27 protein-coding genes are annotated in these 24,954 nt (G+C 36.2%); 7 read left to right on the top strand and 20 right to left on the bottom strand.

The window, feature by feature from the left end; all coding sequences use genetic code 11:
• The first annotated feature begins 2 nt into the window (after positions 1 to 2).
• The 3 genes from A5866_RS13115 to A5866_RS13105 all read left to right on the top strand — a co-directional run bounded on the left by A5866_RS13115 (position 3) and on the right by A5866_RS13105 (position 3,571).
• Entirely contained in the window at positions 3 to 1,079 is a 1,077-nt protein-coding gene (locus tag A5866_RS13115; RefSeq protein WP_086445148.1) for a DUF58 domain-containing protein, read from the top strand.
• Positions 1,069 to 3,225 (top strand): DUF4129 domain-containing transglutaminase family protein, encoded by a 2,157-nt coding sequence (locus tag A5866_RS13110; RefSeq protein ID WP_086445149.1) that lies wholly within the window; start codon positions 1,069 to 1,071, stop codon positions 3,223 to 3,225. Before A5866_RS13115 ends, A5866_RS13110 begins: the two co-directional genes overlap by 11 nt.
• Positions 3,226 to 3,424: 199 nt before the next feature.
• A complete protein-coding gene (locus tag A5866_RS13105) occupies positions 3,425 to 3,571 on the top strand; it encodes a putative holin-like toxin (protein ID WP_086445150.1) in 147 nt (48 codons plus the stop codon).
• Between the two features lie 288 nt (positions 3,572 to 3,859).
• Here the strand turns inward: A5866_RS13105 and A5866_RS13100 are convergent, their stop codons facing one another.
• Entirely contained in the window at positions 3,860 to 4,921 is a 1,062-nt protein-coding gene (locus A5866_RS13100) for a C45 family autoproteolytic acyltransferase/hydolase (protein ID WP_086445151.1), read from the bottom strand.
• Between the two features lie 29 nt (positions 4,922 to 4,950).
• Complete coding sequence (locus A5866_RS13095; RefSeq protein WP_086445152.1) at positions 4,951 to 6,597, bottom strand: peptide ABC transporter substrate-binding protein; 1,647 nt, start codon at positions 6,595 to 6,597, stop codon at positions 4,951 to 4,953.
• 234 nt (positions 6,598 to 6,831) lie between these two features.
• Here A5866_RS13095 and A5866_RS13090 point away from each other — a divergent pair, with 234 nt between their 5' ends.
• Positions 6,832 to 7,932, top strand: coding sequence for an NAD(P)/FAD-dependent oxidoreductase (locus tag A5866_RS13090; RefSeq protein WP_086445153.1), 1,101 nt, complete (start codon positions 6,832 to 6,834; stop codon positions 7,930 to 7,932).
• Between the two features lie 48 nt (positions 7,933 to 7,980).
• On the opposite strand, the gene A5866_RS13085 is transcribed toward A5866_RS13090, so the two are convergent.
• Positions 7,981 to 8,361 carry a YbgA family protein gene (locus A5866_RS13085; protein WP_086445154.1) on the bottom strand — a complete coding sequence of 127 codons (381 nt, stop codon included), beginning with the start codon at positions 8,359 to 8,361 and terminating at the stop codon, positions 7,981 to 7,983.
• A gap of 211 nt (positions 8,362 to 8,572) precedes the next feature.
• On the opposite strand from A5866_RS13085, the gene A5866_RS13080 reads away from it, so the two are divergent.
• The gene (locus A5866_RS13080; RefSeq protein WP_086445155.1) at positions 8,573 to 10,042 is read left to right on the top strand and encodes a peptide MFS transporter; all 1,470 of its coding nucleotides are present in this window, start codon (positions 8,573 to 8,575) and stop codon (positions 10,040 to 10,042) included.
• Between the two features lie 58 nt (positions 10,043 to 10,100).
• Here the strand turns inward: A5866_RS13080 and A5866_RS13075 are convergent, their stop codons facing one another.
• The 7 genes from A5866_RS13075 to fabF form a co-directional block, all read right to left on the bottom strand.
• A complete protein-coding gene (locus tag A5866_RS13075) occupies positions 10,101 to 11,264 on the bottom strand; it encodes a cation:proton antiporter (RefSeq protein ID WP_086445156.1) in 1,164 nt (387 codons plus the stop codon).
• Between the two features lie 472 nt (positions 11,265 to 11,736).
• Positions 11,737 to 12,300: an elongation factor P gene (efp, locus tag A5866_RS13070; RefSeq protein WP_086276987.1), complete on the bottom strand. Its 564-nt coding sequence runs from the start codon at positions 12,298 to 12,300 to the stop codon at positions 11,737 to 11,739.
• 257 nt (positions 12,301 to 12,557) lie between these two features.
• Complete coding sequence (locus A5866_RS13065; RefSeq protein ID WP_254907607.1) at positions 12,558 to 12,845, bottom strand: hypothetical protein; 288 nt, start codon at positions 12,843 to 12,845, stop codon at positions 12,558 to 12,560.
• 2 nt (positions 12,846 to 12,847) lie between these two features.
• On the bottom strand, positions 12,848 to 13,027 hold the full coding sequence (locus A5866_RS13060) for a cytosine permease (protein WP_254907608.1): 180 nt from the start codon (positions 13,025 to 13,027) through the stop codon (positions 12,848 to 12,850).
• Between the two features lie 7 nt (positions 13,028 to 13,034).
• Complete coding sequence (locus A5866_RS13055) at positions 13,035 to 13,238, bottom strand: hypothetical protein (protein WP_254907609.1); 204 nt, start codon at positions 13,236 to 13,238, stop codon at positions 13,035 to 13,037.
• Positions 13,239 to 13,612: 374 nt separating this feature from the next.
• Positions 13,613 to 14,047 (bottom strand): 3-hydroxyacyl-ACP dehydratase FabZ, encoded by a 435-nt coding sequence (gene fabZ / locus A5866_RS13050; protein ID WP_086276992.1) that lies wholly within the window; start codon positions 14,045 to 14,047, stop codon positions 13,613 to 13,615.
• Positions 14,048 to 14,049: 2 nt separating this feature from the next.
• Positions 14,050 to 15,288 (bottom strand): beta-ketoacyl-ACP synthase II, encoded by a 1,239-nt coding sequence (fabF, locus tag A5866_RS13045; protein WP_086445157.1) that lies wholly within the window; start codon positions 15,286 to 15,288, stop codon positions 14,050 to 14,052.
• A 299-nt stretch (positions 15,289 to 15,587) separates the two neighbouring features.
• On the opposite strand from fabF, the gene fabI reads away from it, so the two are divergent.
• A complete protein-coding gene (gene fabI / locus A5866_RS13040) occupies positions 15,588 to 16,340 on the top strand; it encodes an enoyl-ACP reductase FabI (protein WP_086276997.1) in 753 nt (250 codons plus the stop codon).
• A gap of 69 nt (positions 16,341 to 16,409) precedes the next feature.
• Here fabI and A5866_RS13035 read toward each other — a convergent pair whose 3' ends face one another.
• The 4 genes from A5866_RS13035 to A5866_RS13020 all read right to left on the bottom strand — a co-directional run bounded on the left by A5866_RS13035 (position 16,410) and on the right by A5866_RS13020 (position 18,741).
• Complete coding sequence (locus A5866_RS13035; RefSeq protein WP_086445158.1) at positions 16,410 to 17,489, bottom strand: acyltransferase family protein; 1,080 nt, start codon at positions 17,487 to 17,489, stop codon at positions 16,410 to 16,412.
• A 206-nt stretch (positions 17,490 to 17,695) separates the two neighbouring features.
• Positions 17,696 to 17,851, bottom strand: a complete 156-nt coding sequence (locus A5866_RS13030; protein ID WP_176271356.1) for a hypothetical protein — start codon at positions 17,849 to 17,851, stop codon at positions 17,696 to 17,698.
• Entirely contained in the window at positions 17,848 to 18,357 is a 510-nt protein-coding gene (locus A5866_RS13025; RefSeq protein ID WP_422389675.1) for a DUF1700 domain-containing protein, read from the bottom strand. Before A5866_RS13025 ends, A5866_RS13030 begins: the two co-directional genes overlap by 4 nt.
• Positions 18,358 to 18,423: 66 nt before the next feature.
• Positions 18,424 to 18,741: a PadR family transcriptional regulator gene (locus A5866_RS13020; protein WP_086445159.1), complete on the bottom strand. Its 318-nt coding sequence runs from the start codon at positions 18,739 to 18,741 to the stop codon at positions 18,424 to 18,426.
• A gap of 173 nt (positions 18,742 to 18,914) precedes the next feature.
• On the opposite strand from A5866_RS13020, the gene A5866_RS13015 reads away from it, so the two are divergent.
• On the top strand, positions 18,915 to 20,735 hold the full coding sequence (locus A5866_RS13015; RefSeq protein WP_254907611.1) for a hypothetical protein: 1,821 nt from the start codon (positions 18,915 to 18,917) through the stop codon (positions 20,733 to 20,735).
• Positions 20,736 to 20,918: 183 nt separating this feature from the next.
• Here A5866_RS13015 and A5866_RS13010 read toward each other — a convergent pair whose 3' ends face one another.
• From A5866_RS13010 to A5866_RS12985, 6 genes are all read right to left on the bottom strand, one after another.
• Positions 20,919 to 21,728: a helix-turn-helix transcriptional regulator gene (locus A5866_RS13010; protein WP_086445161.1), complete on the bottom strand. Its 810-nt coding sequence runs from the start codon at positions 21,726 to 21,728 to the stop codon at positions 20,919 to 20,921.
• Positions 21,729 to 21,905: 177 nt separating this feature from the next.
• Entirely contained in the window at positions 21,906 to 22,370 is a 465-nt protein-coding gene (locus A5866_RS13005) for a hypothetical protein (protein WP_254907612.1), read from the bottom strand.
• Positions 22,371 to 22,383: 13 nt separating this feature from the next.
• Positions 22,384 to 22,512 carry a GNAT family N-acetyltransferase gene (locus tag A5866_RS13000; RefSeq protein WP_254907613.1) on the bottom strand — a complete coding sequence of 43 codons (129 nt, stop codon included), beginning with the start codon at positions 22,510 to 22,512 and terminating at the stop codon, positions 22,384 to 22,386.
• 75 nt (positions 22,513 to 22,587) lie between these two features.
• Positions 22,588 to 22,734, bottom strand: a complete 147-nt coding sequence (locus A5866_RS12995) for a hypothetical protein (protein WP_254907614.1) — start codon at positions 22,732 to 22,734, stop codon at positions 22,588 to 22,590.
• 200 nt (positions 22,735 to 22,934) lie between these two features.
• Positions 22,935 to 23,171 carry an FAD-dependent oxidoreductase gene (locus tag A5866_RS12990; RefSeq protein WP_086445162.1) on the bottom strand — a complete coding sequence of 79 codons (237 nt, stop codon included), beginning with the start codon at positions 23,169 to 23,171 and terminating at the stop codon, positions 22,935 to 22,937.
• An 11-nt stretch (positions 23,172 to 23,182) separates the two neighbouring features.
• The gene (locus A5866_RS12985; protein ID WP_086445163.1) at positions 23,183 to 24,724 is read right to left on the bottom strand and encodes an ABC-F family ATP-binding cassette domain-containing protein; all 1,542 of its coding nucleotides are present in this window, start codon (positions 24,722 to 24,724) and stop codon (positions 23,183 to 23,185) included.
• Positions 24,725 to 24,954 lie beyond the last annotated feature (230 nt).

Genomic DNA, 24,954 nt, shown 5'->3' with positions numbered 1-24,954 from the left:
TTATGAAACGATATTTGATCAATAATCTTATCCGAGCTATCGGTATCGCTCTTTTTTACACTGCTGTTTTTCTATATGCAATTATTTTTAACAATCCAACTGGTTGGTTACTGTTTTTCTTTTTGCTATTTTTATTGTTGCTAGATATTTTGACTTTGCTGCCTTCTCTAAAAAAAATTAAGGTTGAATCAATAGAAAAAACGATTTACAGAGTCGATCAATCAAGTAACATTCAAGTAGAACTCTTTCGCTATCGTCCAACACTGTTGCCAATTCCAACACTCATGATTTTTTTAAGCGAAGATAGCGCAACAAACAACCACTATTTAGGTCTATATTCAGGACAGCGAAAAGATCTGACTTTTGAGTGGCGCCCTTCCCAAAGAGGCATTTTTCAAGAGCTTTCATTTGTCCTTGTCAGTACTGACTTATTTCGACTATTCTCTAAACAATATGTGGTCAAGGCGACAGGTCCATTTGTGGTCATGCCTACGTTGCAGATAGATGTAGCAGAACAACTTTATCACCAACTAGTGAGCTCAATGGTAAATTTTACTACCCCTTTTGGGAATCAAACTTTTTCGATTCGAAGTTTCCGCAACTATCAAGTAGGAGATCCGTTCAATTTAGTTGATTGGAAACTATCTGGAAAAAGAAATGAATTGATCGTGAAAGAATACGAACAAGAAGCCGAAACAGAAACTTATTTTGTATTTTATGGTTTGGCTCATGAAAAATTTGAAGAACTTGTTTCTATCTATTATTCATTTATTCACTTCGTTGAGCATAAACTATCGTTTCAACAAACGATTCTAGCTGATATTCCTGATGCTGCACTAAAAGAATTTACCATGGCCACCGTAGCTCCTTTGTCACAGGAGTGTGCTCTACCTTCTTATTCAAATAAAAAATTAGTGATTTTTACGCCTTGTAAGACACCTCAGTTAGCTGAACAATTAAATCATTTAGCGAAGACAAATGAGCTCTGTTTAATGACGTTCGAGGAAGGGGTTCTCGCTTTTCTTCGGAAAGATCAAGTAAGCTCGCTCCATAAAGGAGGTCCTATTTTTGAAAAATAGTCTAAAAGAAAGATGGCCTTTTGCACTGCTCAGTTTTTTTATCTTAATAACAACTGCTCTGCCTTTTTTAAAAGTCTATAATCTAGCCCAGGCAAACACATTCTTTTTCGTTGGGATGTTGGCATTGGTTTGTTCTATGACTTTACTTGTCAAAAACCAATTAGTTATTTTACCGTTTTATATGCTTAGTTATTCGTTCACACTTTACTATTATTTCCCTTTTTCTCGATCATTCGGCTTTTCTTGGTTCGGTGTTTTTGTTCAGAAAATGCTCGTCACCTATCCAAAAATGATTAGCGGGGAAATTAATTACTTACCTGATTTTTTTGCTTTGGCGATTATTTTGTTTTTACTTATTTTATTAAATGTACTCTTGATCCGTTATGAGCGGTGGCTACTCGGCACTTTGTTGTTGATTGGTTATTTGCTTATGTTGTCGGTGTTTAATCGTTTAAATTTAGGGCTTCACGTTATTTTGATCACAAGTTTTGCCATTCTTTTTTATGGATTGAAACACACGCCGAATTGGTTGGCTAAACAAGTCAAATTGAAGCTATTTTTATTAAGTAGTACTGCGCTGTTCCTGATTGCTGTCGGCTCGTATTTCTTTCCTGTGCTATTTCCTCGATCACAGATTTTTTTAATTACGCAAACTGCAAGCATTCGTGATTACGTAAATCAACAAGGAATCTATCAAAAAATTGAGGGTTATGGCAGTGACTCTTTGGCTACAGCTGGTTTTAGTGAAAATAACGCTCAATTAGGCGGACCTTTGTCAGATGATCGATCGGTACTTTTCACTGCCAAACAGACCAGTGAGCATTATTGGCGTGTGGAAACCAAAAATTACTATACTGGAAAAGGTTGGAAGAATACTTCTGAAATAGTCACAACAGCTGTAGAACAACCCTTGATTCTCGCTACAAATCCTGAATATCAAGGGACTTTAGCTGCTGAAACAAGCATCACATTGACTTTTAACGCACCAAAAGACTATTTGCCTTATCCTTACGGAACAATTTCACTCCAACTTAACGAGCTTGGAAAGGTAGAACAAATCAAAGATAAACAACGGATCAATCTTATGTCGAAGCCTAAATCGATTCAGTTTACTTGGCAAAAACCTACATTTACACAAGAATCGTTGATGCAAGTACCTTATCAAATTTCTCTGGATGAACAGAATAGTCAAATTCCCGTGACTACACCCAGTCGTATCAAAGAGTTAGCTATTTCAATTACTGAAAATCAAGTCACTCTTTACGATAAGGTCAAAGCCGTTGAACACTATCTAAAGCAAGAGGGTGGTTATCGCTATTCAAAAACGGATACACCTTTTACTCCACAAAATGAGGATTATGTTGATCACTTTCTTTTTGAGTCAAAAGTTGGTTATTGTGATAATTTCTCCAGTGCTATGATAATCTTACTTCGATCAATCGGTATTTCTAGTCGTTGGACAAAGGGATTTTCACCTGGGGAACTCACGCGCTCTGAAAATGCGGGATATCAAGAATATGCCATTAAAAATAGCGATGCTCATTCTTGGCCGGAAGTTTACTTTGAAGGATATGGTTGGATCCCGTTTGAACCCACACCAAGTTTTACCAACGAAGTTAGTCAAACTACAACGACAACTACTTCTAGCTCAGAAAAGACAATTGAAAGCTTAGCAGAAACCACTGTATCTTCTGAAACAAAAAATCAAACTGAAGCTACTTCTAGTAATTCAGAGCCTGTCACTAAAAAAAGCACACAAGATTCTGTAAGTAGCCCATGGCTTCAAGTTTTACGTAATATAGCTATTGGCTTATTAATTATCTTATTAGTAGTCGGCAGTTTCTTTTTGAAAAAGTACTTTTTCTTGCTACGTTTTAGCCTGACTCTAAAGCTTTATCCAAAGCAGTTTGCTAAAGCTTACTCGTTATTATTACGCAAAGCAGAGCATATTTTACCGCGACAGCTCGATGAACCCTTAACTAGTTATGCTCAACGGTTTGAGCATGCGTATGTACAATTTCACGGTAGTTTCATCCAATTGACGGAGTTATATGAGCAGGATTTATATGGCGATATAAAAGCTAAAAAAGTGGATTATGCAGGGCTATTGAAGCATACAGCTGAATTGTTGACTCGTTTGAAGTAACATAGCATTTAAACATATAACGCTACTATACAAACAGGATTATGAAAAAAAATACTCGTATTAAGTCAAAGTAAAAAAACTTAAGTAACCTATAGTATGATATACTAAACATTGCAGAAAAGTTATGACGGTGGCTACTTTCGATGGGTGGTGGTGCTTATGAAAGTAAGTACTAAAATCTACGAAAGGAGAAAGCCTTTTGTCTGCATTAGAAACAATTCAATTGATTCTAAGCTTTGGTATGTTTACCATGGCTTTGATTAAATTGATTGTAGATATGCTAAAAAAGACAAAAAAAAATAACCGTCTTATCTTTAGTAGGATAACGGTTATTTTTAACCTATAAAAAACTGCTACCGTCTTAAACGGTTTTACATAAGAGGGATGTGGGCTAACATATCCCTCTTTTCATTGTTATTATATCACTATTTTATAATAGATCGAAATTTCCAAAAATCACCAGTAAAACTAAATTATCATTACTATAGAATTATAATTTTACATTTTATTTTTTGGTATTTAACCAATGTTCAAAATCACTTAGTCCACAAAGTCAGTTCTTTAACCTAGATAACTTGCATTATCCAGTCTTAAATAGCCATTAGTCCCCTCTAGAAAAAGTACCTGAGTTTTCTTATCCAAACCATTGTTTAAACTGATACGTATGAAATGGCTGTTCACATGCATTCCCAAAGGCTAAATGCATATTTCCTTTTCCTAAATCAAAAACCATCGAAGCTAATGATTTGGACAACGGGTGCTCTGGCGACGGATGATTACAGACACTTTTGGGAAAATTACGATGATTGGCTAAGAACTGTTTCCCTAACTCCACATCAATAATTCCAACATTTTCATTTACGATCGTTTCCATTGCTTCAAAACGAGAATGAGAGGTTTTAGAACCGCCTTCTTCTGGTTCTTCTAGGGCAATACTATTATGATTGGCGTGAATCATAACATCCGCTGGTGCATGCTCATAAATTTTGTTTGGAAAACACTCAAAACTTGCGATTCCTTCAGTTGAATGTGATAGGCTAAACTGATTCGGCACAGCATGAGGAATGCTGTACAGATACTCACGCGCTTCTTTTAAACTTCTCTTGTTGAGCAACTCTCTGATGATACCTGCGGTCGGCAGACCAGCCTGTCGCTGTCCATTATCGATATAGGTCCACATCACCGCTAAGCCGTAATTATTCATACCCATATAGGCTGGAATGCCTGGATGACTGTAAATCAACGCTTCAAAATCAGTCTCGCTATCAATATGATGGACGACGCAATCAACTTCTGATCGGTATTCGTCCAATCTTTCATCATTAGTTTGCCCACAAATCACGGAGCCATCGAGAGTCGCATTTCCTTTAGCAGCAAATGAGGTACATTTATCACTAATCAATTCATCAAAAAATGAGCGTTCATAAATAGTGTACAGATACAAAATCTCTTGAAAATCTAAGCCACTTCCTTGGGCTACGCCTTCCATTTCTGTTACTACGTTCGGTGCGAATTTTTCTGTGTAATCAAGATACGTTTGTGCTTTTGCCAACCATTTATCCACGATTTCAGTTGGATCTTTATAAAATAATTTTTGACTGGATAAATTCGTTTGAATCTGCATTTTTAATATTTTACCGATTTCAACTCCGCGTTCAAAGGCTGAACCTGTTACTTGAATATATCGGTGAATCATCTAATCCACTCCTTCTCAACTTTCAATTGCTACTCAATAAATGTCCATTTATAATCATACTCTGGTCCAGAAGGCAAAATACCTTTGACTTTAGGATTTCGTAAATGGGCCTCAGCTTTTTGATAGACTGGACAAACACCCATTGTATCCATTAAAACCTTTTCTGCTTCAAGTAAATCTGTCCACCGTGCTTTTGGATTCCCAGCATCAGTCATAGCAGATGCTTTCAAATACTTATCGAATTCTTTGTTATTATATTTACCACTATTATTGATATTATCAGATGCAAATAGTTCTAAAAATACACTAGGATCATTATATTCTGCACCCCAACCGACTAAGATCATATCAAAGTCACCTTGATTGCCACGCTCTAGTCGAACGGAAAGCGGTACAGAAGAAACTTCTACCGTGACCCCTTTCAAGGTTCCTTGAATTGCACCTTGCATGTATTCTACCACTTTTTTAGCTGAATCAGCATCGGATGAAAGTAAATTGATTTTAAGCGTGTCGATCCCCAGCTCTTTTTGGGCTTTTTCCCAGGATGCTTTGGCTTTTTCTGGATCATATTTCAAATGATTACCAGAATCTTTCACAAAATCAGCTTCGGTTTCAGGATTGAAGGACATATTTTTAGGGACTAAGCCTGTTGCTGCAATCGAGCCATCACCTAATACTTGATCAACTAACGTTTGACGATCTAAAGCATATGAAATAGCTTTACGGATATTTTCATTTTGAAATTCTTTTTTGGTTTGGTTATATTCAACATAGGTTGCATTCGACATTTCTTGTGAAAAGAATGCTGGATCATCAACCATTTGTTGAGCTAATTCGCCTGTTACAACGATGTCGTCTGTTTGACCATCCTGAAACAGATTTAAAGCAGTCGCATCTTCTTTGACTACATCAAAATTGATTTTCTCCATCTTAACATTGGCTTGATCCCAATATTTTTCATTTTTCACATAGCTCCATTTGGTATCCGTTCCTGCCCCTTCAAAATCGCTTAAGACAAAAGGGCCGTTGTAAACCATATGTTCACTTGAGCTGGCATATTTTTTCCCACTTTTATTGATTGTTTTTTCATTTTGCGGGAAAAATGGCGGTAGTGACAGTAGCGATTCCATATAAGGAACAGGCGCTTCTAGTGTCACCTCTAGCTCATAATCGTGTAGCGCTTTTATGCCTAAATCTTCTGCTGGTGCTTGGCCGTCCATGATTGCTTGATAATTTTTGATTGATTCAAATAGATAAGCAACCTCAGAAGCAGTTTTGGGTGCTACCGTCCTTTGCCATCCATAAACATAATCTGCTGCGACTACTGGATCACCATTTGACCATACTGCATCTTCTCGTAATTTAATGGTGTAAGTTAAACCGTCTTCACTGATTTTAGGTGATTCAGCGGCACCTGCTGGAATTAATTTTCCATCCTTATCAGCACGGAATAATCCCTCACTGGTATTTTTTAATACACCCCACCCAACGACATCATTTGTAACCGATGCATCGATCGACGGAATTTCTTGTTTAGCAACAACAGAAAATGTTTGTTCATTGTTTGCTGATTTTTGACCAGAATCACCAGTCTTTGCTCCACTAGAACCGCATCCATTCAATAAAATGGTCAAGCTTACAGCCGTTAGCAAATACCCTAATGTTGTTTTTCTCATTCCGTAACCTCCTATATATTTAAGCTGTATTGCAACTAACAATAACACTTATTATCATACCATAATAAAAAAGGCTTTTCTCATTAAATTCCTGTTATTCTTTTATCAAATTTTCTCCATAGGCTTACTATCGCAATTAGAACAGCCGCTTACTCTTCAGAGTGACTTGCATCTAAGTCGATCTTATGTAACAATAAATTACTTAATTCTAGATGTATACAAAAGGAGCAACTTATGAAAAAATTAGCGATTATCGGCGGCGGAATCATTGGGATGACTTTAGCCAACTATATCGATCTAAAAAAATATAGTATAACGATTTACGACAATCCTGTTGGACAAGCAACCAAGGCAAGCGCAGGAATTATTTCCCCTTGGTTGTCTAAGCGACGCAATAAACAATGGTATCAACTAGCAAAAGATGGGGCAGCGTTCTATCCTAAACTAGTACAAGATTTTGATTTGGCCGCCAATGTTTATCGACAAACTGGAACATTGATCCTTAGAAAAGATGGAGAACTTGAGCCGTTAATGGCTTTGGCCAAAGAACGGAAGCAGGCAGCACCTGAAATTGGGGATATTCAATTATTGACCGGTGAAAAAGTCACAGAAAAGCTGCCGTTATTAAAAACAGCATCTGCCTTATTTATTACAGGCGGTGGAAAGTTGGATGGTGCCAGTTACTTAGAAACATTACGACAACGAGCAATTGCTCAGGGCATAACTTTAAAAACAGCTGTCGTCCAACTCAATCAACAAAACGATCACTGGCTCGTTAATACTCAAAATGAAACAGAAGCTTTTGATGCTATTGCATTATGTGCAGGACCGGGATTGCCTCATTTATTACAACCCTTGGGATTTACTACAGATATTAGACCTCAAAAAGGACAACTATTAGCCTTTGATACACCTTATAAAAAGAGTGGCAGCTGGCCAGTTGCCATGCTAGATGGCGAGAGCGATCTGATTCCTTTTGAAAACGGACAAATTTTAATCGGTGCAACACATGAAAATGACGGTGGCTATGATCTAACACCAACAACGGAAGCTTTTTCTCAACTGAGAGAAAAATCAGTGCCTTTTCTGACAGAATCATCTTTTTTTGAAAAATATCCAGCAAACTATCGTGTGGGAACCCGTGCCTATACCTCCGATTTTGCTCCTTTTTTCAACTGCTTACCAAATAATCCAACAGCTGTCGTTGCAAGTGGTTTAGGTTCTTCTGGTTTGACAACTGGTCCTTATATTGGCTATTTATTAGCTGATTACTTTAATTCTGGACAACAAGATTGGTTGAACTACCAAAAAACAATCAATCATTATTTGAAATAACATCTAAAAAAACAGTTAGTCGTCGAAGACAAACTAACTGTTTTTTTATCACGCTTTCGGAAAAAGCAATACGGATTGAAGTAAATATGGCTCCTGATACTTAACTGTTAATTTTTTTAGAAAAGGCAATACTTCATCCTCATTGATAGAAAAGTTTTCTATTAATGATTGATAATGTTGACGTTCCTCATCTGTTGCTTTCGTTTTAAAGTATCCCCAGACATGTTGATAGGCGTTTAGCAGATCTTCTTTTTTAGTTGGTTGGGCTAACGCATGTTGAAGATATTTACGAAATGCCCATTCTTTTTCAGTATCCCAATTATTATCTGCAAATAGTTTTCTGATTGCCTTGTAGTCAGGTTGGGATTTTGCTAAAACCAGATATTTCAATGAAGCCCATTCTTTTTGGCGTTCGGCTATTTTTTTCAAAAAAACTCTTCCTTTCTATTTTAGTCCATTTCTTTAGCAACTCCTTACTATTAAATTTAAATGAATAAACCAGCTATTTTTCTTATAGTCTATTCATGAAACTTTATGAAGTTTAAAAGAGTAACGGTTTACAATATATCGTATATATTTTTTCAGAAATTCTAGGTTAAATGAATTTTCTGAATATTAAAAAGAATTGAGGTTATTTTTTATGGATGAGCAGCAGTTAGACAAGTCGTTCTTGGGGCAACCCAAAGGATTGTCTACACTCTTCTTTACTGAGATGTGGGAAAGATTTAGTTACTATGGTATGCGAGCAATTTTACTGTATTATATCTATGATACGGTCGCAAACGGCGGATTGGGCTTACCGAAAGAAACAGCTTTAGCCATCATGTCGATTTACGGCTCATTAGTTTTTATGTCCAGTATTGTTGGTGGTTGGATCTCTGACCGGGTATTGGGTGCTAGAAAAACGGTTTTCTTCGGCGGAGTATTCATCATGGTCGGACATATTGTTTTAGCAACACCGTTTGGAATTGGCGCATTATTTCTTTCGATTCTTTTGATTGTGATTGGAACTGGAATGTTGAAACCGAATGTTTCTGGTATGGTGGGACATCTTTATTCAAAAACAGATACACGTCGTGATGCTGGTTTTTCTATTTTTTATATGGGCATCAATATTGGTGCGTTGTTATCACCCTTAGTTGTCGGAACATTAGGCCAAACATATAATTATCATGTCGGCTTTTCTGTTGCTGCATTTGGGATGTTTTTCGGTTTACTACAGTATTACTTGCAAGGGAAAAAATCATTAGCAGGTATTGGCTTAAAACCAACCAACCCAATTGGAACAGAGGAACGAAAAAAGTTTATTCGCTCATTAGTGATTGCGCTTCTCTTTATTATCGTTCTTTTTGGTGGAGCCTTTTTACTAGGTCATTTGACCATCGGGTTTTTCATCAACAGTGTTAGTATTTTAGGGATCTTGTTGCCAGTTTATTATTTCACCAAGATGTTGACTTCTAAGAATGTTACTGCAGAAGAAAAACCAAGAGTACTTGGCTACATCCCTTTATTTTTAGCTGGTATCGTTTTTTGGTCATTAGAAGAACAAGGCTCTTCAATTTTAGCATTATTTGCGAGTGAACGGACGAATGACACCCTATTCGGCTTTTCCATCGCCCCAAGTTGGTTTCAATCTTTAAATCCAATTTTCGTTGTGATCCTAACACCTGTTTTTGTAACGTTATGGACGCGATTAGGGAAAAGACAACCATCTACTGTGGTTAAATTTTCATTTGGCTTAGTTTTTGCGGGTCTGTCTTTCGTATTGTTGATGTTTCCGGGATTGTTATATGGGACGAATACCAGAGTTAGTCCGTTATGGTTGTTCTTTAGCTTCTTTATTATGATCATAGCTGAGATGTGTATTTCTCCTGTTGGTCTATCAATTACAACAAAACTTGCTCCTAAGGCTTTTGAATCGCAAACAGTTGCTATTTGGCTATTAGCCGATGCCGCTTCACAAGCAATCAATGCTCAGATCGCACGTTTTTATACTCCCCAAACAGAATCAGCGTATTTCGGTATCATAGGGATCATCGCTGTAGTGGCGGGTATCTTGCTACTCTTTTGTAAAAATCCAATTAAAAAATTAATGGGTTCTATTCATTAAAATAAAACAGTTTCTGCCAAAGTCGCTTTTAATGCGTTTCGGCAGAAACTGTTTTTTTCTAGTAATTAAGTTGTTTTTCTTGTTTCATGATCGTGGCTTTCAACAACAAAGGCGCAATGATCGTTGTGGCAATAATAACAATGATCACAGAAGAATAATACTCTTCTGAAAGGAAACTTGACGTTAGACCAACTTGTGCAATGATCAATGCCATTTCCCCTCTAGATACCATTCCCGAACCAATGATCAAGGTTGAAACCCCTTTGAAGCCAGTCGCACGTGCACCTAAAGCACCACCTAACAATTTAGACAAGACTGCTACAACGGTTAAGACGATAATAAAAAGAAAATGCTTTGACATACCTGCAAAAGTCATATTCAACCCAATCGAAACAAAAAACATTGGAATAAATACAGTGTAGCCTATCGTCTCTAATTTCTCATCAACTGCTTTACGGTAATCCGTCTGTGCGATGGCCACACCTGCAAAGAACGCGCCAATGATCGCGCCCATATCCAACATTTCTGCAAAATAAGCAAACCCTAAACATATAACTAAAGAAACCGCCGATACAGCCTCAATTGTAATCAGCTTTTTACTTAAATTCAATAACCAAGGAACCAACCACTTACTAGCAGCAAAAATCACAACAAAGAAGAAGCCTTTTAAGAGTAACACTTCCCACATTGGTAAGCCTTCACCTGGTGCAGAGCGATTCATCAAGCTCAACATAACACCTAAAATCAAAACGACCACAATATCATCGACAACTGCTGCACCTAGGATGGTTGCACCTTCTTCGGTATCTATTTTTTTCAGGTCTTTTAATACTTGAACAGAAATACTAACAGAAGTTGCACTAAACAAAACGCCTAGGAAAATTGAATTCTGTACAGAAAACTGAAACATCTCCCCCACACCAAAGCCCATCACAGCTGGAAAGACGATTCCTAAAAGCGCAACTGCTAGTGCTGGCCGCCAATATTTTTTCAATAATTCCAGATCACTTTCTAAGCCTGCAATAAACATCAAAATAATAACACCAATTTCAGAAAAATAATGCATAAAATCATCTGGTTTAATCCAACCTAACAACGCTGGTCCAATTAAAATCCCTACCAGTAATTCGCCAATCACAGAAGGGATCCCTACCCGATTACAAAAATGTCCAGCAAGTTTAGTAAATAGTAAGACAAGACATAATGTTAATAAAAAAACCATATTTCTCTCCCTTTCTACTCTAAAACATATATTCCATTGTAACATGTCAACTGACTTTAGTAGTGATGAAAGGTTTCTTTCAGCCAGTTAAAATAGGATAAAAAGAAGAGTTTGGGACAAAAATGGGGTGCCTTTTTGTTAAACACTAATCCCGAATAAACGGTGGACGCAGAAGCAGCCACTACTCTACGCTCCGATCACATTGTTGTAAATCACGAAGAACGAAGTGATTCGATGATACACAATACAAGGTGTCTGAAAGGTACCTTGCTTCCTTTATTTTCTAAGCGCTAACGCACTAAGATTTGAAGGCTTCGGAAACAATAAGCCAGCATCCACAAAAATTAGAAGAACAATTTTCGTGGATGCTGGCTTATTGCTGTAAAACACAGCGAGGTACGAGCTGATGTTACACAGTAGCTACTTGGTTCTCGGGCCTAAACGCTTCTGTCCCAACCTCGTCTTATTTCATTTATTTTGATGCACGTTTTAAATACGTACCTTCTTGCGTGTTGATTTCTAACGCTTCATCTACTTCAATAAAGTCAGGAACGTTGACAACTAAGCCTGTTTCCATCACAGCTGGTTTACCTGATCCTGAAACTGTTGCGCCTTTGATCGATGGTTGTGTTTCTTTAACTTTTAAAACAACCGTAGTAGGCAGCGTGATTCCGATTACTTCTGATCCGTAAAATTGGATTTTTACTTCCATGTTTTCTAAAAGATATTTCAATTCATATTCGATCACAGAAGTTGGGATTTCATATTGTTCGTACGTTTCAAGGTCCATAAAGTTCGCTGTATCATCTTGGCTGTAAAGATATTGAACAGGTTTACTTTCGATAAAAGCTTTTTTGACTTTATCATCAGGACGCATAGTTGTGTCCGTTGTAGCCCCAGTACGAACATCTTTTAATTTCATACGCATAACGGTATTCCCTTTACCTGGTTTATGGTGGCTTGCTTCCATTACACGGATTAATTTGCCGTCTTGTTCAAAAGTCATGCCTGCTTTAAGATCACTTACTGCTATCATGTTATTATTCTCCTATTCTTTAAGATCCGACCAGCAACTCTGATCGAAACGTTAGTATAATGCCGCTATATCTAGGTTGCTTCGCTTCTTAGGATAGAGGCGTTTCTTAAAAAAAATCTTCTCAATCATTGTAGCAGATTACTAGCGGATATTCTAGAGAATACACAGTTTAGATTTATATTTTGAGGAAAAATAATGTAAAATCTAATTTTTGAAGCGAAAATAACTGGGTCATAACTCTGCGAGTTACAACCCAGTCAATCACTTATAATCCAAATAAACGGTGTGATGGACTGTGGTCCTGACTTTTTAAACGTCTGTTCAGTCCCCACTTTAAAATCAATTAATACCAACTGATTCTTTTTGTACAATGAAGACATTTGCAACCCTGCTGGGAATAAATTCCCAAATAAAACGAAAGCCAGCATCCCCATATTCAAGGCTAGAATCAATACAAAAACCGCAAAGGTATTATCGATTTTATCAAAGGCATTAACAATATTAAAAATCGGTTCTCCAAAAGCAATTTGAGTCCCGACAATCAAGCCTACGCATGTAACCCAAACAAAATATAAGAAAGGATAAACCCTAATGGTAACTCGATGATCATCGCTTTCGGTGTTTTCGCCTTTTGAGTAAAGTCACCAATATTTGCGATTGGTCCTGCCCAGTTTGAAACAAAGGTACTCACACAAGTAATGAAAAACAAGTGGACTGATTGTAGCATTCGCTGGTTAATAAGCTAAAATCGGGTCAAAACCGCTAGCAATTTGAATCGTCCAAACAGCCGCTCCAATGATGAAAACATATACAATTGGTGATGACCTATTACTGAATTTGTCCAAGACTTTGGTTCCACCTAAAAACAAAGCAACTATAACACACCAAACGATCAAATAGCTAAGCATCGCTGGAGCAGGCATTACTAAAATCGTCATTTCCCTGCCAGTGGATTTGGGACAGGAGAAAAATATTTTTACATTACAATTGGCGTTGAAATTATATGAGTTGTATCTTTAAAATAAAAAAAAGAGTGTAGGACAAAAGTAAAAAAACACTTTTGTTTCACACTCTAAATACGAATAAACGGAGTAACAGAAGCAATCCATTCGGAAATAAGTCGGAATTGCTGTAAAATACAACGAGGAACGAGTTGATGTTGCACAGTACCTGCCTGGTCATAAAAATTTGAAGAACACCAAGTAGATACCAATCATCATCAGTTCGTAAACTCACTGTGATTCTTGGCAATTTTCGTGAATTACTTCTTATTTCTCGGGATTACACACTTCTGGCTCAGCTCTTTTTTTATTTATCTACCTACGATAAACGTTAATTCACATTCACAAACTTTTTTATCTTCAACGTAAGCAGTTGCTTTCCCAATTCCTACATAATCTCTGATTTTCACGATTTCAAAATGTAATTTCAATACATCACCTGGCACTACTTTTTGACGGAATTTTGCTTTGTTAATACCGCCAATATAGGCTGTTTCGCCGTTAAATTGTTCCATTTTTAAAATCAAGATCGAACCCACTTGCGCTAATGCTTCAATAATTAGAACACCTGGCATTGTAGGATTTCCAGGGAAATGGCCTTGGAAAAATTCTTCATTGATCGTAACGTTTTTTGTTGCAATGATTTTTTTCTCCGGAATAATTTCATCCACATAGTCGATAAAACAAATTGGGTAACGGTTTGGAATCATTTCCATAATTTCTGTTGCATTCATTAATCTTGTCATTGTTAATTTTCCTCCCATTTCTTCATACAAATAACGCCATTATGACCACCAAAGCCAAATGAATTGCTGATTGCATATTCCGCAGCTACTTTGCGTGAGCCATCTGTTATATAATCTAAATCGCAATCTGGATCGGCCACTTGGTAACCGACAGTCGGATGCGCAACACCTTCTTGCAGCGTCTTCACACATGCGATTGCTTCAATTCCTCCACCAGCGCCTAAAAGGTGTCCTGTCATACTTTTAGTGCTGGAAATTGGAATATCATACGCACGTTTGCCAAACACTCGTTTTAAAGCAGCCGTTTCAGCCGCGTCATTGGCTGGCGTTGCTGTTCCGTGTGCATTAACATAACCAATTTCAGAAGCCGCGATTGCCGCTTCTGCCAAAGCTAATTCAATTGCGTCAGCAGCGCCGCTACCATCTTTTAATGGTGCTGTCATATGACTAGCATCGCAATTACTACCGTAACCAACGATTTCACCTAGAATGGTTGCTCCACGTTTTTGAGCATGTTCAAGTTCTTCTAGCATCAACATGCCAGCTCCCTCACCCATCACAAATCCGTGTCTTTCTTTATCAAAAGGAATCGAGGCTCTAGTTGGATCATCTGTTGTATTCAACGCACTCAACGCAGCAAAACCAGCAATCCCGATTTCACAAATCGTCGCTTCTGTTCCACCAGTGATCATCATATCAGCCAAGCCATATTTGATTGTTCTGAAGGCTTCACCAATGGCATTGGTTGCTGAGGTACAAGCTGTAACGATCGTTTGAGAGGGACCTTTTGCACCTAATTTGATGGAAATATTTCCTGATGCCATATTTGCGATTACCATCGGTACAAAGAACGGTGTTACCCGTTTAGGTCCTTTTTTATCCATTACTCTTACTTGATCTTGCAGAGTAGTCATACCACCGATTCCACTACCTACGATCACACCAAAACGCTTTGGATCAATCTCTTCCTTCGTTAAGCCGCTCATATTCCAAGCTTCCATCGCTGCCACAATACCGTATTGTGAAAATAGATCCATCCGTTTTTGTTCTTTACGATCAAGAACCTCACTTGGGTCAAAGTTCTTTACCTCACCTGCAAGTGCAACACCTGTATCTTCTGAATCAAATTTCGTAATTTTAGCGATTCCTAATTTTCCATTGACTAGATTTTGCCAATACTCTTTTACCGTATTTCCTAAAGGAGTCACAGCTCCCATTCCGGTTATTACAACTCGTTTCATCGTGCACCTCCGCTATTGTTTTGACACTCAAATTAAAAAAAACTTGCTTAACCAACACTTTTTTTGTTTAAATTTAAGTAAAATAGTTTGACTTTCAAAGTATTTTGGTTAATAATTCAGACATCCGATAAAATGTCTGTATGGGGGTCGTATCCGTTAGAGAATTTTATTAGCATTCTCAAACAGATAATACCAGTTGCAATTTTATCCGTCAACTTAAATAAAATTAGATATTTAGATTTTATTAAGAAGTGAGACCTTTTCACAGACTAAAATAATTTTAAAAGGGGAAAATCAATATGTTTCTAAAAAATAAAAAAGTCGTCGTAATGGGCGTAGCAAACAAGAGAAGTATCGCTTGGGGATGTGCCAAAGCATTGAAAGAGCAAGGTGCTGACATTATCTACACGTACCAAAACGAGCGCATGAAAAAACAATTATTAAAATTAGCTGAACCAACAGACTTACTTGTTGAATGTGATGTTTCATCAGATGAATCAATCGCACAAGCCTTTACGATTATTCAAGAAAAATTCGATAAAATCGACGGTTTAGTTCATGCGATTGCCTTTGCAAATAAGGAAGAACTAGATGGCAATGTTAGTGACATCACACGTTCAGGCTACTTATTAGCGCAAGACATCAGCAGTTACTCTCTATTAGCTGTGGCTCATTATGCTAAACCATTATTAAACCCAGGATCTGGAATCGTGACAATGACTTACCTAGGCTCTGAAAGAGCAATTCCAAATTACAATATGATGGGCATTGCCAAAGCTTCTTTAGAAACTGCGGTAAAATATTTAGCCTATGAATTTGCAGTTGATAAGATTCGTGTAAATGGTATTTCAGCAGGTGCTATTAAAACCCTTGCAGTGACTGGCGTAAAAGATTACGATCAATTGATCAAGCTCTCAGAGGATCGTACACCGGATAAAGCAGGTGTTACAATCGAAGAAGTAGGGAATACTTGTGCCTTTTTAGTCAGCGAATTAGCGGCTGGTATCGTAGGCGATATTATTTATGTGGATAAAGGCGTTCACTTGACTTAAATAGAAAAGCTGAGACAAAACTTATTTCGTTTTGTCTCAGTCTTATCTTTTCGTGCTAAACATCCACTTCTAAACCAATTTTTGGATATAACTTCGATTGACTCTAAGCATCAATTGCAAATCGAAATAGTAATACGGAAGTTGCTGGTTAAATATAATCACGAGTGAGCTCAATAAATGAGTAGCTACAATTGTGACAATTAGTTGCAGCCAAGCATTTGCAAAAAAATCATAGCTGTTAACTAAATTGGCTGTCCACAAAATACATAATGGATGGATGAAAAAATAATATTTCCCTAATTCCCTCAAATGCTTAAAGTCCGTCTTAAGTTTTACTTGCCACGTTAAACTCCAACAAAAGAAGACTGCTGTAAATGGTATTAGTGACCACATAAAGTTTTTGTCGATCCCCATATTAGCGTAAACAATCAACCCTTCCCACACTAATATTAGCCCAGTAAAAACCACTAAAAATTTAAACTGCTTGTGAAACCTAGCTATTTTTTCACGATAATCCCATAGGAAATATCCCACTGCCACAAATACTAAGGCAAAAAACAAACCATTGCGAGTTGTAATAAAAATAGTCAGATACTGATCAAAAAATAATTGCAACTGTTCATTATTGATATAGCCATAGTACGTTTCTAATGAACCAAAAAGATATAATATAAACGTTAATATGAATAACGGAAAATAGCCTGTTTTCTTGATTAGCCAGTGAGCGATGACCATACCAAAGATCATAGCCGGTATGCACCAAAGATGATAGTAAGTCCCTGTATACAGCAAGCCTGTTAGCAATGCTACAGGATATAATTCAGGTCCAAGCGTATAATTTTCTTGAATCCACATAAAACCAATCGGCAGATAAATCAAGCTCCAAAACAAATATGATTTAATAGATGATTGCAAATAACGTTTCAGATAACCCGACGAACCATTTTGTCCTCGTCTAACAAAGTAACTAGATGAAATAAAGAAAAACGGTACAGCAATCCGACATAATACATTTTTAAACAAATGATGCACCATTGGATCTTGAATCACTCGTTCACAGTGAAAACAAATAATTAAAATCGCCGCAGCGTACTTTATTAAATCGATTCCATTGTTGCTTATGGCTTGTTCTTTGACTTGCTTATTCATACCACTCGCCTCTACTCCCCATAGAAAAAAGATTCATTAAACAAACTTGCTCTTATTCATATTAATTATAACAAAGCAACCGCTTCATTTTATCGGCTTAAAGTCTGAGTTTTTCTCACTGCATTAGGACTACTTTTTGATTGATAAAAAAAAGAAACATTCGTCAGAGATTTCTCCATCCAATGTTTCAGCTTCTTATTAAAATATCATAGTTCAAAATAGAATGTACGATACCATGAATGTTCTTCAAATTTATATTTATCAACTTGCCCACCAGATAGAGCAAAACCGATCATAGCGATCGCAAAACCTAAAATAGTTAAACTAAGCCCAATTTTAAATAATGATTTTTTATTCGTCATAACGATAATCCCCTTCCCTCAAACAGACCGAATATTTTTCCTGAGAATCGCTTCGATGCTTTGATAAAATGATTGGCTAGATTCAAGGTTGCTAAACCACTAAGCAACGCTAAGCCTAAAACAAAAATACTGATACCCATTTGTGTAACTGCAATGTAGACTCCATCTTGTATAGCGAAAAAACTAGCACAGATACTAAATATTGATGCTCCTAAGCCGAGTACCGCAAACATTCCCGTTGTAAAAGGTAGACACCAAATAATAATATAGGCGGATAAAATAAGTAAAATAGCTGTTAACAAAATACTGCCCCATAAAGGAAAACCAATAATCAGTAAAACCACCATCCACGGACTTAGTTTTTTCTTTTGAAAACTCCGCTCTTCAAACGCTTCTTCTAAAATCTTACTTGCGATTCTTGAAGGTTTTCCCAACTTGCTTACCGCCTCTGCTTCACTGGCTCCATCTTCTAGGTAGTCTTCAATCAATTCATCATAATAAAGAATAAATTGATTTTTTCTGATTCCTCCAAGCGAATCAAACCTTCTTCTAATTGATACAAAAATTCTTGTTTATTCATTTTGCTCCCCCTTTTCAATAAAATGATACACTTGCATCACTTCATCCCATTCTTGAATAAAGGACTTTATTTTGTCCCTACCAACATCAGTAATTCGATAGTATTTTCTTAAGCGGCTATTATGTTCCATTGAATATGTTTCCAACTCTTCTTTCGTTTCTAAACGTTTCAAGATTGGATATAATGTTGATTCGGAAATTGTTATCACGTTAGACAAATCTTTGATGATTTGATAGCCATAGGAATCTGATTTCTTTAAAATGGCTAAAATACAATATTCCAACAACCCTTTTTTTAATTGTGAATCCATAATATACCTCCTGACACATATTACTATACATTGCATAGTAATATGTGTCAAGGAGTATTTTTTTTTACCGATTTCATGTAAAATTACTGTGAGTTGTATATTATTATTTTCGCTAACTCGATAGTTTTTTATATCATGCATAATTAAAATATAGATTTCGGAGGATGAAAATTTTGTTTAGATCCATAGTTGGTTTGTTGCTCTTTATACTAAGTACGTTAGGGTACACATTATACTTAAAAAAACGCAATATCGTAGTCGAATTCATACCAGTAATTATTTTCTCATCTGTAATTCCAATACTTTTTATCGGCGGCTTGCTTAATATCTTAAAACTCACAATTTTAAGTATCTTGGCTGTTGGAGTATTCCTTCTTCTTTCATTCTTTTGGAAAAATAAAAATATCAAAAAAGAGTTTAGAGACTTATTGTCTCCTGGAATCTTATTTTTCCTCTTTTTTTGTCTTGTATTTGCTATAAACACTCGTGGTAACCTTTTTCTTCACTATGATAATTTTTCTCACTGGGCTTTGATAGTAAAATCTCTAGGCCTCACAGGGCAGTTACCTAATTTTAATATCGATGTGATTATGTTTAATTCCTATCCTCCAGGATCTGCTTTATTTGTTTACTTCTTTGCCAAAGTAGTTGGTTTAACAGAAGCCAATGCGATTTTTGCACAAATTTTACTTATTTTGGCCTGCATCACTACTTTATTTGCATGGACTAGAAAGTTTCAGGATCCACATTTAAAAAGTTCAAAAAAACAGAACGCTATATTGATCTTAACTACAGTTCTTGCTTTTTATTTATTCAATGGTCCAACATTTATGAAAGATTTGTTGGTGGATAATTTATTGTTACTATTTTCAGTGGCTGCTATGAATATCATTTTCTATTATTTTGATAACTTTAAAAAAGCCTTGTTATTATCCTTACCTTTGATGGCTTCCATGCTTTTGATTAAAAATAGCGGTGTTATTTTCATTGGGATAAACACTTTATTCTTGCTAGCAAGCGCTTGGAATAATTATAAAATGAATCGACTTACTTTAGCTAAAAAAGAAATTAGCCTTTTCGGTACGATCTTTTTAATTCCATGGTTTTTATTCTATCTATGGCTTACTCATGTGAAATATGTCTATCCTGCAGGCGCAACGGGAAAACACGATATGAGTATCGAATATTACAAAAAAATATTCTCTGAAAAAACATACTCGGATATTCTTAAAATCACTAAGGCATTTATTTTAAGAATGTTTGATTTCAGAAATTTTTCGGCATTTTATGAATTATTAGCCTTTAGTATTGTTGCATTACTTATCGCACTTTACATTAAGAAAAATACTCAGTTTAACATTAAAAATACTAAACTTATGATTTTAGGAGCAAACATACTGTTTTTAGGTTACATGGGGATTTTATGGTTGATGTATCTCGTATCGATGCCTCTTGGGGAAGCAATGATGTTAGCAAGTTTCGATCGCTATGTAGGTGCTATTTTCAATTTTCTCATCGTTTTTATTGTTATCCAAATAATCCTTCTACTCATAAGTGCAAAAAAAGTACGAACTGTCACGTTTTCAAGTTTAGCCTTTATCTTGATTTTTCTCTCTATAATCGCTTATAGACATCAAAACTATCAAAAAATCTTTGCTGCACAAGAGTATCCACATAGTCGCAGATGGAAAATCGATCAAGCCATGGCACCGATAGAAAACACATTATTATCAAAAGATAGAGACCATTTTTATACATTTTATTTCCCATCTGCTACTAATGATAGTGATTATTCTTATTTTTACACTCAATACAAACTTTTTTCTAAAAACGTACAAATCATTAAAGCATTTGACTCTAATGAAATTCTCTCTGCCCGATTACAAAGCTCAGATTATTTAGTTGTTGTAGAGAAGGATGAAGCCATTACACGATATATTGAAGAACATCAATTGATACACGAAGAAAATGGCGTCTATCGTATAAAAAAATAGAAATAAGCTTTACGTTCCAAAATCTGTGTATCGTTTAATTCTAGATTTGGCTGGTAAAGATTTGGTCGTTAACCAAATCTTTACCAGCCAATTTTAGTTTGCTATATTAACGTTAATCCCGAATAAATGGTGAGAGCAGAAGCAGCCACTACTTCCCTCATTTAATTCTACGGTGATTAACTACTACACCTTCCCATAAAACAACTGAATATTATCAGCTTCGCTACGAATTGCCACAACGGCTTCATCTTCGTTTGAGAGGTTTAACGCTTTTTGAAATGGCTTGTCAAGATTGAGTTTGATTGATGTAAATTTCTCATGATGCCAGATAGCATGGGCAATTTTTAGCGATTCTACCCAAAAATAATAGGTTTTATCTGGGGTAACGATATCAATCAATGTTACAAAATTACCACCCACATTTCTAAAATATTTTCCAAATTGTAAGTTTATCTCCAAAATATCATGTAGAGAAAAGGATGCTATCGGTTGCTCCACAGGTATATTTACACCAAGCTTGAATTTCCCGATTTGATCAATAGACACTTCATCACCACTAAAACTACACAAACAATTAGCATATCCCATCAATTTTGAAAAAGTTACTTGTGGAAAAATTGCTGCTTCGATTTTGATAAATGTGTTTACCCGTTTGTTCGCTGCTAATAATGGTTGAATTTCTGGTGCATAAACACTATAAAATGCTGCGTTATTAGTTGTCTTGCTATTTTGATCCATAAGACTTTGCCTTCTTTCTTTTCCGCCAAACAAACTTTCAAGGAAACTAGGTTTCTTACGCCCAATTAAAACATCGACACTGATATTGAAATAGTCGGCAATTCTTACAACATTTTCGATATCAGGAAGACTTTTTCCTAACTCCCATTTTGAAATTGTTTGACGAGAGATCGTTAAATAGTCAGCTAGTTCCTGTTGTGAAATTTCTTGTTCTTCACGGAGTTTTTTAATTTGTTTACCAATTTCTACAGTCACTATAATTCACCCATTTCCTAACGTCTAGTATTTTCGCCGCATAAATACGTTGCTTTCATCTATTATACAATAAAGGCAGTTGCAACGGTGCGTTGCTTAATGATTTAACAGTGTTTTAATAGAAAAATCCAGCGGCATTCGTTCGCTAAAACAAGTACCGCTGAATAGATTTACTATTTAAATTTTTTTAGCTAATTGTAATTGTGTCAGTTGTAACGTAATACCTATTTTTTCTAGTTCAGTATATTCTGGTGTTGCCTTATCAAAATTAGTGAATTTGATGGTATCAAGATTTTCTTGTTCTTTTAAAGTGAGCAAGATAGCTGTTATTAACGGGTAATTTTTTTGTTCAACCAGCTGTAATTGTTTAAGAATCAAATTTTTTCCAGAAGCTTCCTCAACTAGATTAAAACTGATTGACCCAACTTTTATTTCTTCGTGATAAATATCATAGTTTTGATCAGAAAAAATACTACGATTTTGCCAAGGTATCCATTTTGTTTCGCTTAAAGCTCGCTCTTCTAATGAAACAGCTTTGAAGTCAGTACTCTCATTTTTACTTGTTATAGTTGGTAAAACAACCGAACCAACTGCCAACTCATTGATACGTTGGAACCCTTTTTCTTGATATAATCGCTTCACCCGCTCATTCTCTTTAATTCACTTCCAAAATTAGATACTCACATTGATTTTCTTTTGCCAATTGTTCTGCGTAATCCATCAATTTAGAAGCGACTTTGTCCCTACGATACTTCGGAACGACCGCCATACCACCGACCCACATCACTTTCGTTCCTTGAAAGGTTTGCACGCCTAACAGGATAATGCCAGCAGATTCTCCCTTGATCGAATAAATAGCCTAGAGTTTCTTTGACAGTTTTAACGATTCGATTCTATGCTCTAACGCTTTTTGATCGACAGTAATTGGTAATAGATAATCGCTAAAGCCTTGATTCCAGGTTTCTACAGCCTGTTGAAAATTTACTTTCTCAATTGTTGTAAACATTCTTTTGCTCCATTCATTTTAGCTTTATTCCTTTAACTATAAACGAAATTAAAAATATTCATAGCCTTTAGGAGCAATAATGTTATCAATAGCCAGGTACAGCTGAAATCCTTCTTTATTACAAAGGCAAACCTGCTCTTTTTCACTATCAATAACAACCGTTTCTAAATAAAATGTAACCAGCAATTTTTCTAAGCTTCTCATAAGTTGAGCCTAATTGGAGAATTTAGACAATCTGACAGTAGCTCATCCGAGCGTTCAATGATCACAACTTCTTTGCTTTTGTTCGCTAACTCAATCGCCGTTTGGCATTCTAAAACGCCGCTACCAATAATCAAGATTCGATCAGCCAACTTATCTTCTAATACTCTTTTTAGTTCTCGCTCCATCCACGAAAATTTGTAGACTTGGCGGTTTTCATCTCCAGTAAAATCCATTATCGGTCACCTTATTGTTTCAGAAGATGTTTATCTGCAACAGCATACACATGATCCGCTACACCTGAATAAAACTGTTCATCATTTGAAATCAACAACACACTTCCTCGAAACGCTTTTATAGCATCTTGCAATTCTTTTCTTGAATCTACATCTAAATGATTGGTTGGTTCATCTAAAATCAAGAAATTGCTTGGTTGCATCGTCAGATCACATAATTTCACTTTTGATTGTTCACCACCACTCAGCATGAAAATATTTTTTGAAGCAATTTCTCGTTTCAACCCGCATTTTGCCAATTCTCGACGGACATCTTCATAAGTAAGTCTTGTATATTTATTTGCTAATGCTTCAATTGGTGTCCATTCAGTATTTTCCCACTCAATTTCTTGAGAGCGATAACCAGTGACCACTTGTGGTGAAAATTGTGCTTTACCAGAAATTGCTGGTACCAGTGACAGCAGTGTTTTTACTAATGTTAATTTGCCTAAACCATCTGCGCCAGTGATCACGACTTTTTCCCCTTTTTTTACTTGCACATCACGTACCATAAGCAACGGCTCTTTATAACCTACCGTCAGCTCATCGATCGTCATGACATTGGGTGAACTTTGAGGCATTAGTTTAAAGGAAAAATTAGATTTCACCTTTTTCTCTGGTTCTTTCAAACGATCCATTTTTTCTAGATGTTTTCGTCTCCCTTGCGCCATTTTTGTTTTGACCCCTGCAATATTTTTCTGGATGAAGGCTTCTGTTTCTTTGATTTTTCGTTGTTGTGCTACAAATTGACTTTGATACGCTTCAGCTAAGTGCGCTTTTTGTTTTAAGAAATCAGTATAGTTGCTATGGTATTTTTTGATCGAGCCAAAATCAATATCACAGATACAGGTTGCGATATTACTTAAAAATTCTGTATCATGGGAAACGATGATAAACGCATTCTCAAATGCATTTAGATAATCTGTCAGCCATTCGATATGTTCTTGGTCTAAATAGTTGGTTGGTTCATCTAAGATCAAAACAGCTGGTTTTTCCAATAGTAATTTAGCCAATATGACCTTGATTTGATCTCCGCGATTTAATGCAGCTAGTGTTTGATCAGCATCACTGATGCCAAGACCTGTAATGGCTTTGCTGATATCATTTTCAACTTCATAAAAGCCCTTCATTTCCAAATTTTCTTGATAGGTTGCCGCTCTTGTTAACAATTGGTCGTCGCCCGTTTCACCATATGTCTCATAAAGTTTCAACATTTCTTGTTCTGTGGCAAATAATTCTTGATAAGCTGATCTTAAAAATTCGTTAATCGTCAGTGATTGATCCATATCCACATATTGGTCTAAATACCCTAATGTAGCGGCTGGATTCCATATGATTGCTCCTGCATCAGGTAGAACGTTCCCTAAAAGCATCTTCAACAATGTACTTTTTCCTGCACCATTTTTACCTACGATGCCCATGTGTTCGTGACTTCTTAACGTAAATGAACTGTTTTCATAAAGCTGTTTATCAGGTATTGCATAAGTTAAATCTTTGACTTGTAATAATTCCATTTTAATTTCCTCTTTCATGTGGTTTCCTAGATTTTTACTAAAGAACATACAAAAAAGACCCATAGACAAAATGTCTAGGGCCTTTTAATCTATATATCCTTCAGTAAATAAGCAGACTAAATGCATAGCAAGCATGTGCTATTTCTTAGTATACTAAATTTACTGATGAATAAGAAAAGCTCTTAAGCTTCTCGATTAAGCTCCATACAACACTTCATCAAAAATAAGTT

The sequence above is a fragment of the Enterococcus sp. 12C11_DIV0727 genome (assembly GCF_002148425.2).
Classification (GTDB): domain Bacteria; phylum Bacillota; class Bacilli; order Lactobacillales; family Enterococcaceae; genus Enterococcus_L; species Enterococcus_L lemimoniae.
Note: the sequence above shows the minus strand (reverse complement) of the source record. Positions and strands in the feature narration are given on the sequence as shown.

What these genes read in the sequence shown, in the direction of transcription:
- A5866_RS13055 (WP_254907609.1), bottom strand. Translation starts at nt 13,238, where the DNA reads ATGACGATTTTAGTAATGCCTGCTCCAGCGATGCTTAGCTATTTGATC.
- A5866_RS12990 (WP_086445162.1), bottom strand. Translation starts at nt 23,171, where the DNA reads ATGGATTTTACTGGAGATGAAAACCGCCAAGTCTACAAATTTTCGTGG.
- fabI (WP_086276997.1), top strand. Translation starts at nt 15,588, where the DNA reads ATGTTTCTAAAAAATAAAAAAGTCGTCGTAATGGGCGTAGCAAACAAG.
- A5866_RS13100 (WP_086445151.1), bottom strand. Translation starts at nt 4,921, where the DNA reads ATGATTCACCGATATATTCAAGTAACAGGTTCAGCCTTTGAACGCGGA.
- A5866_RS13030 (WP_176271356.1), bottom strand. Translation starts at nt 17,851, where the DNA reads ATGACGAATAAAAAATCATTATTTAAAATTGGGCTTAGTTTAACTATT.
- A5866_RS13035 (WP_086445158.1), bottom strand. Translation starts at nt 17,489, where the DNA reads ATGAATAAGCAAGTCAAAGAACAAGCCATAAGCAACAATGGAATCGAT.
- A5866_RS13020 (WP_086445159.1), bottom strand. Translation starts at nt 18,741, where the DNA reads ATGGATTCACAATTAAAAAAAGGGTTGTTGGAATATTGTATTTTAGCC.
- fabF (WP_086445157.1), bottom strand. Translation starts at nt 15,288, where the DNA reads ATGAAACGAGTTGTAATAACCGGAATGGGAGCTGTGACTCCTTTAGGA.
- A5866_RS13080 (WP_086445155.1), top strand. Translation starts at nt 8,573, where the DNA reads ATGGATGAGCAGCAGTTAGACAAGTCGTTCTTGGGGCAACCCAAAGGA.
- fabZ (WP_086276992.1), bottom strand. Translation starts at nt 14,047, where the DNA reads ATGACAAGATTAATGAATGCAACAGAAATTATGGAAATGATTCCAAAC.
- A5866_RS12985 (WP_086445163.1), bottom strand. Translation starts at nt 24,724, where the DNA reads ATGGAATTATTACAAGTCAAAGATTTAACTTATGCAATACCTGATAAA.
- A5866_RS13095 (WP_086445152.1), bottom strand. Translation starts at nt 6,597, where the DNA reads ATGAGAAAAACAACATTAGGGTATTTGCTAACGGCTGTAAGCTTGACC.
- efp (WP_086276987.1), bottom strand. Translation starts at nt 12,300, where the DNA reads ATGATAGCAGTAAGTGATCTTAAAGCAGGCATGACTTTTGAACAAGAC.
- A5866_RS13075 (WP_086445156.1), bottom strand. Translation starts at nt 11,264, where the DNA reads ATGGTTTTTTTATTAACATTATGTCTTGTCTTACTATTTACTAAACTT.
- A5866_RS13000 (WP_254907613.1), bottom strand. Translation starts at nt 22,512, where the DNA reads ATGTGGGTCGGTGGTATGGCGGTCGTTCCGAAGTATCGTAGGGACAAA.
- A5866_RS13060 (WP_254907608.1), bottom strand. Translation starts at nt 13,027, where the DNA reads ATGCTACAATCAGTCCACTTGTTTTTCATTACTTGTGTGAGTACCTTT.
- A5866_RS13090 (WP_086445153.1), top strand. Translation starts at nt 6,832, where the DNA reads ATGAAAAAATTAGCGATTATCGGCGGCGGAATCATTGGGATGACTTTA.
- A5866_RS12995 (WP_254907614.1), bottom strand. Translation starts at nt 22,734, where the DNA reads ATGTTTACAACAATTGAGAAAGTAAATTTTCAACAGGCTGTAGAAACC.
- A5866_RS13115 (WP_086445148.1), top strand. Translation starts at nt 3, where the DNA reads ATGAAACGATATTTGATCAATAATCTTATCCGAGCTATCGGTATCGCT.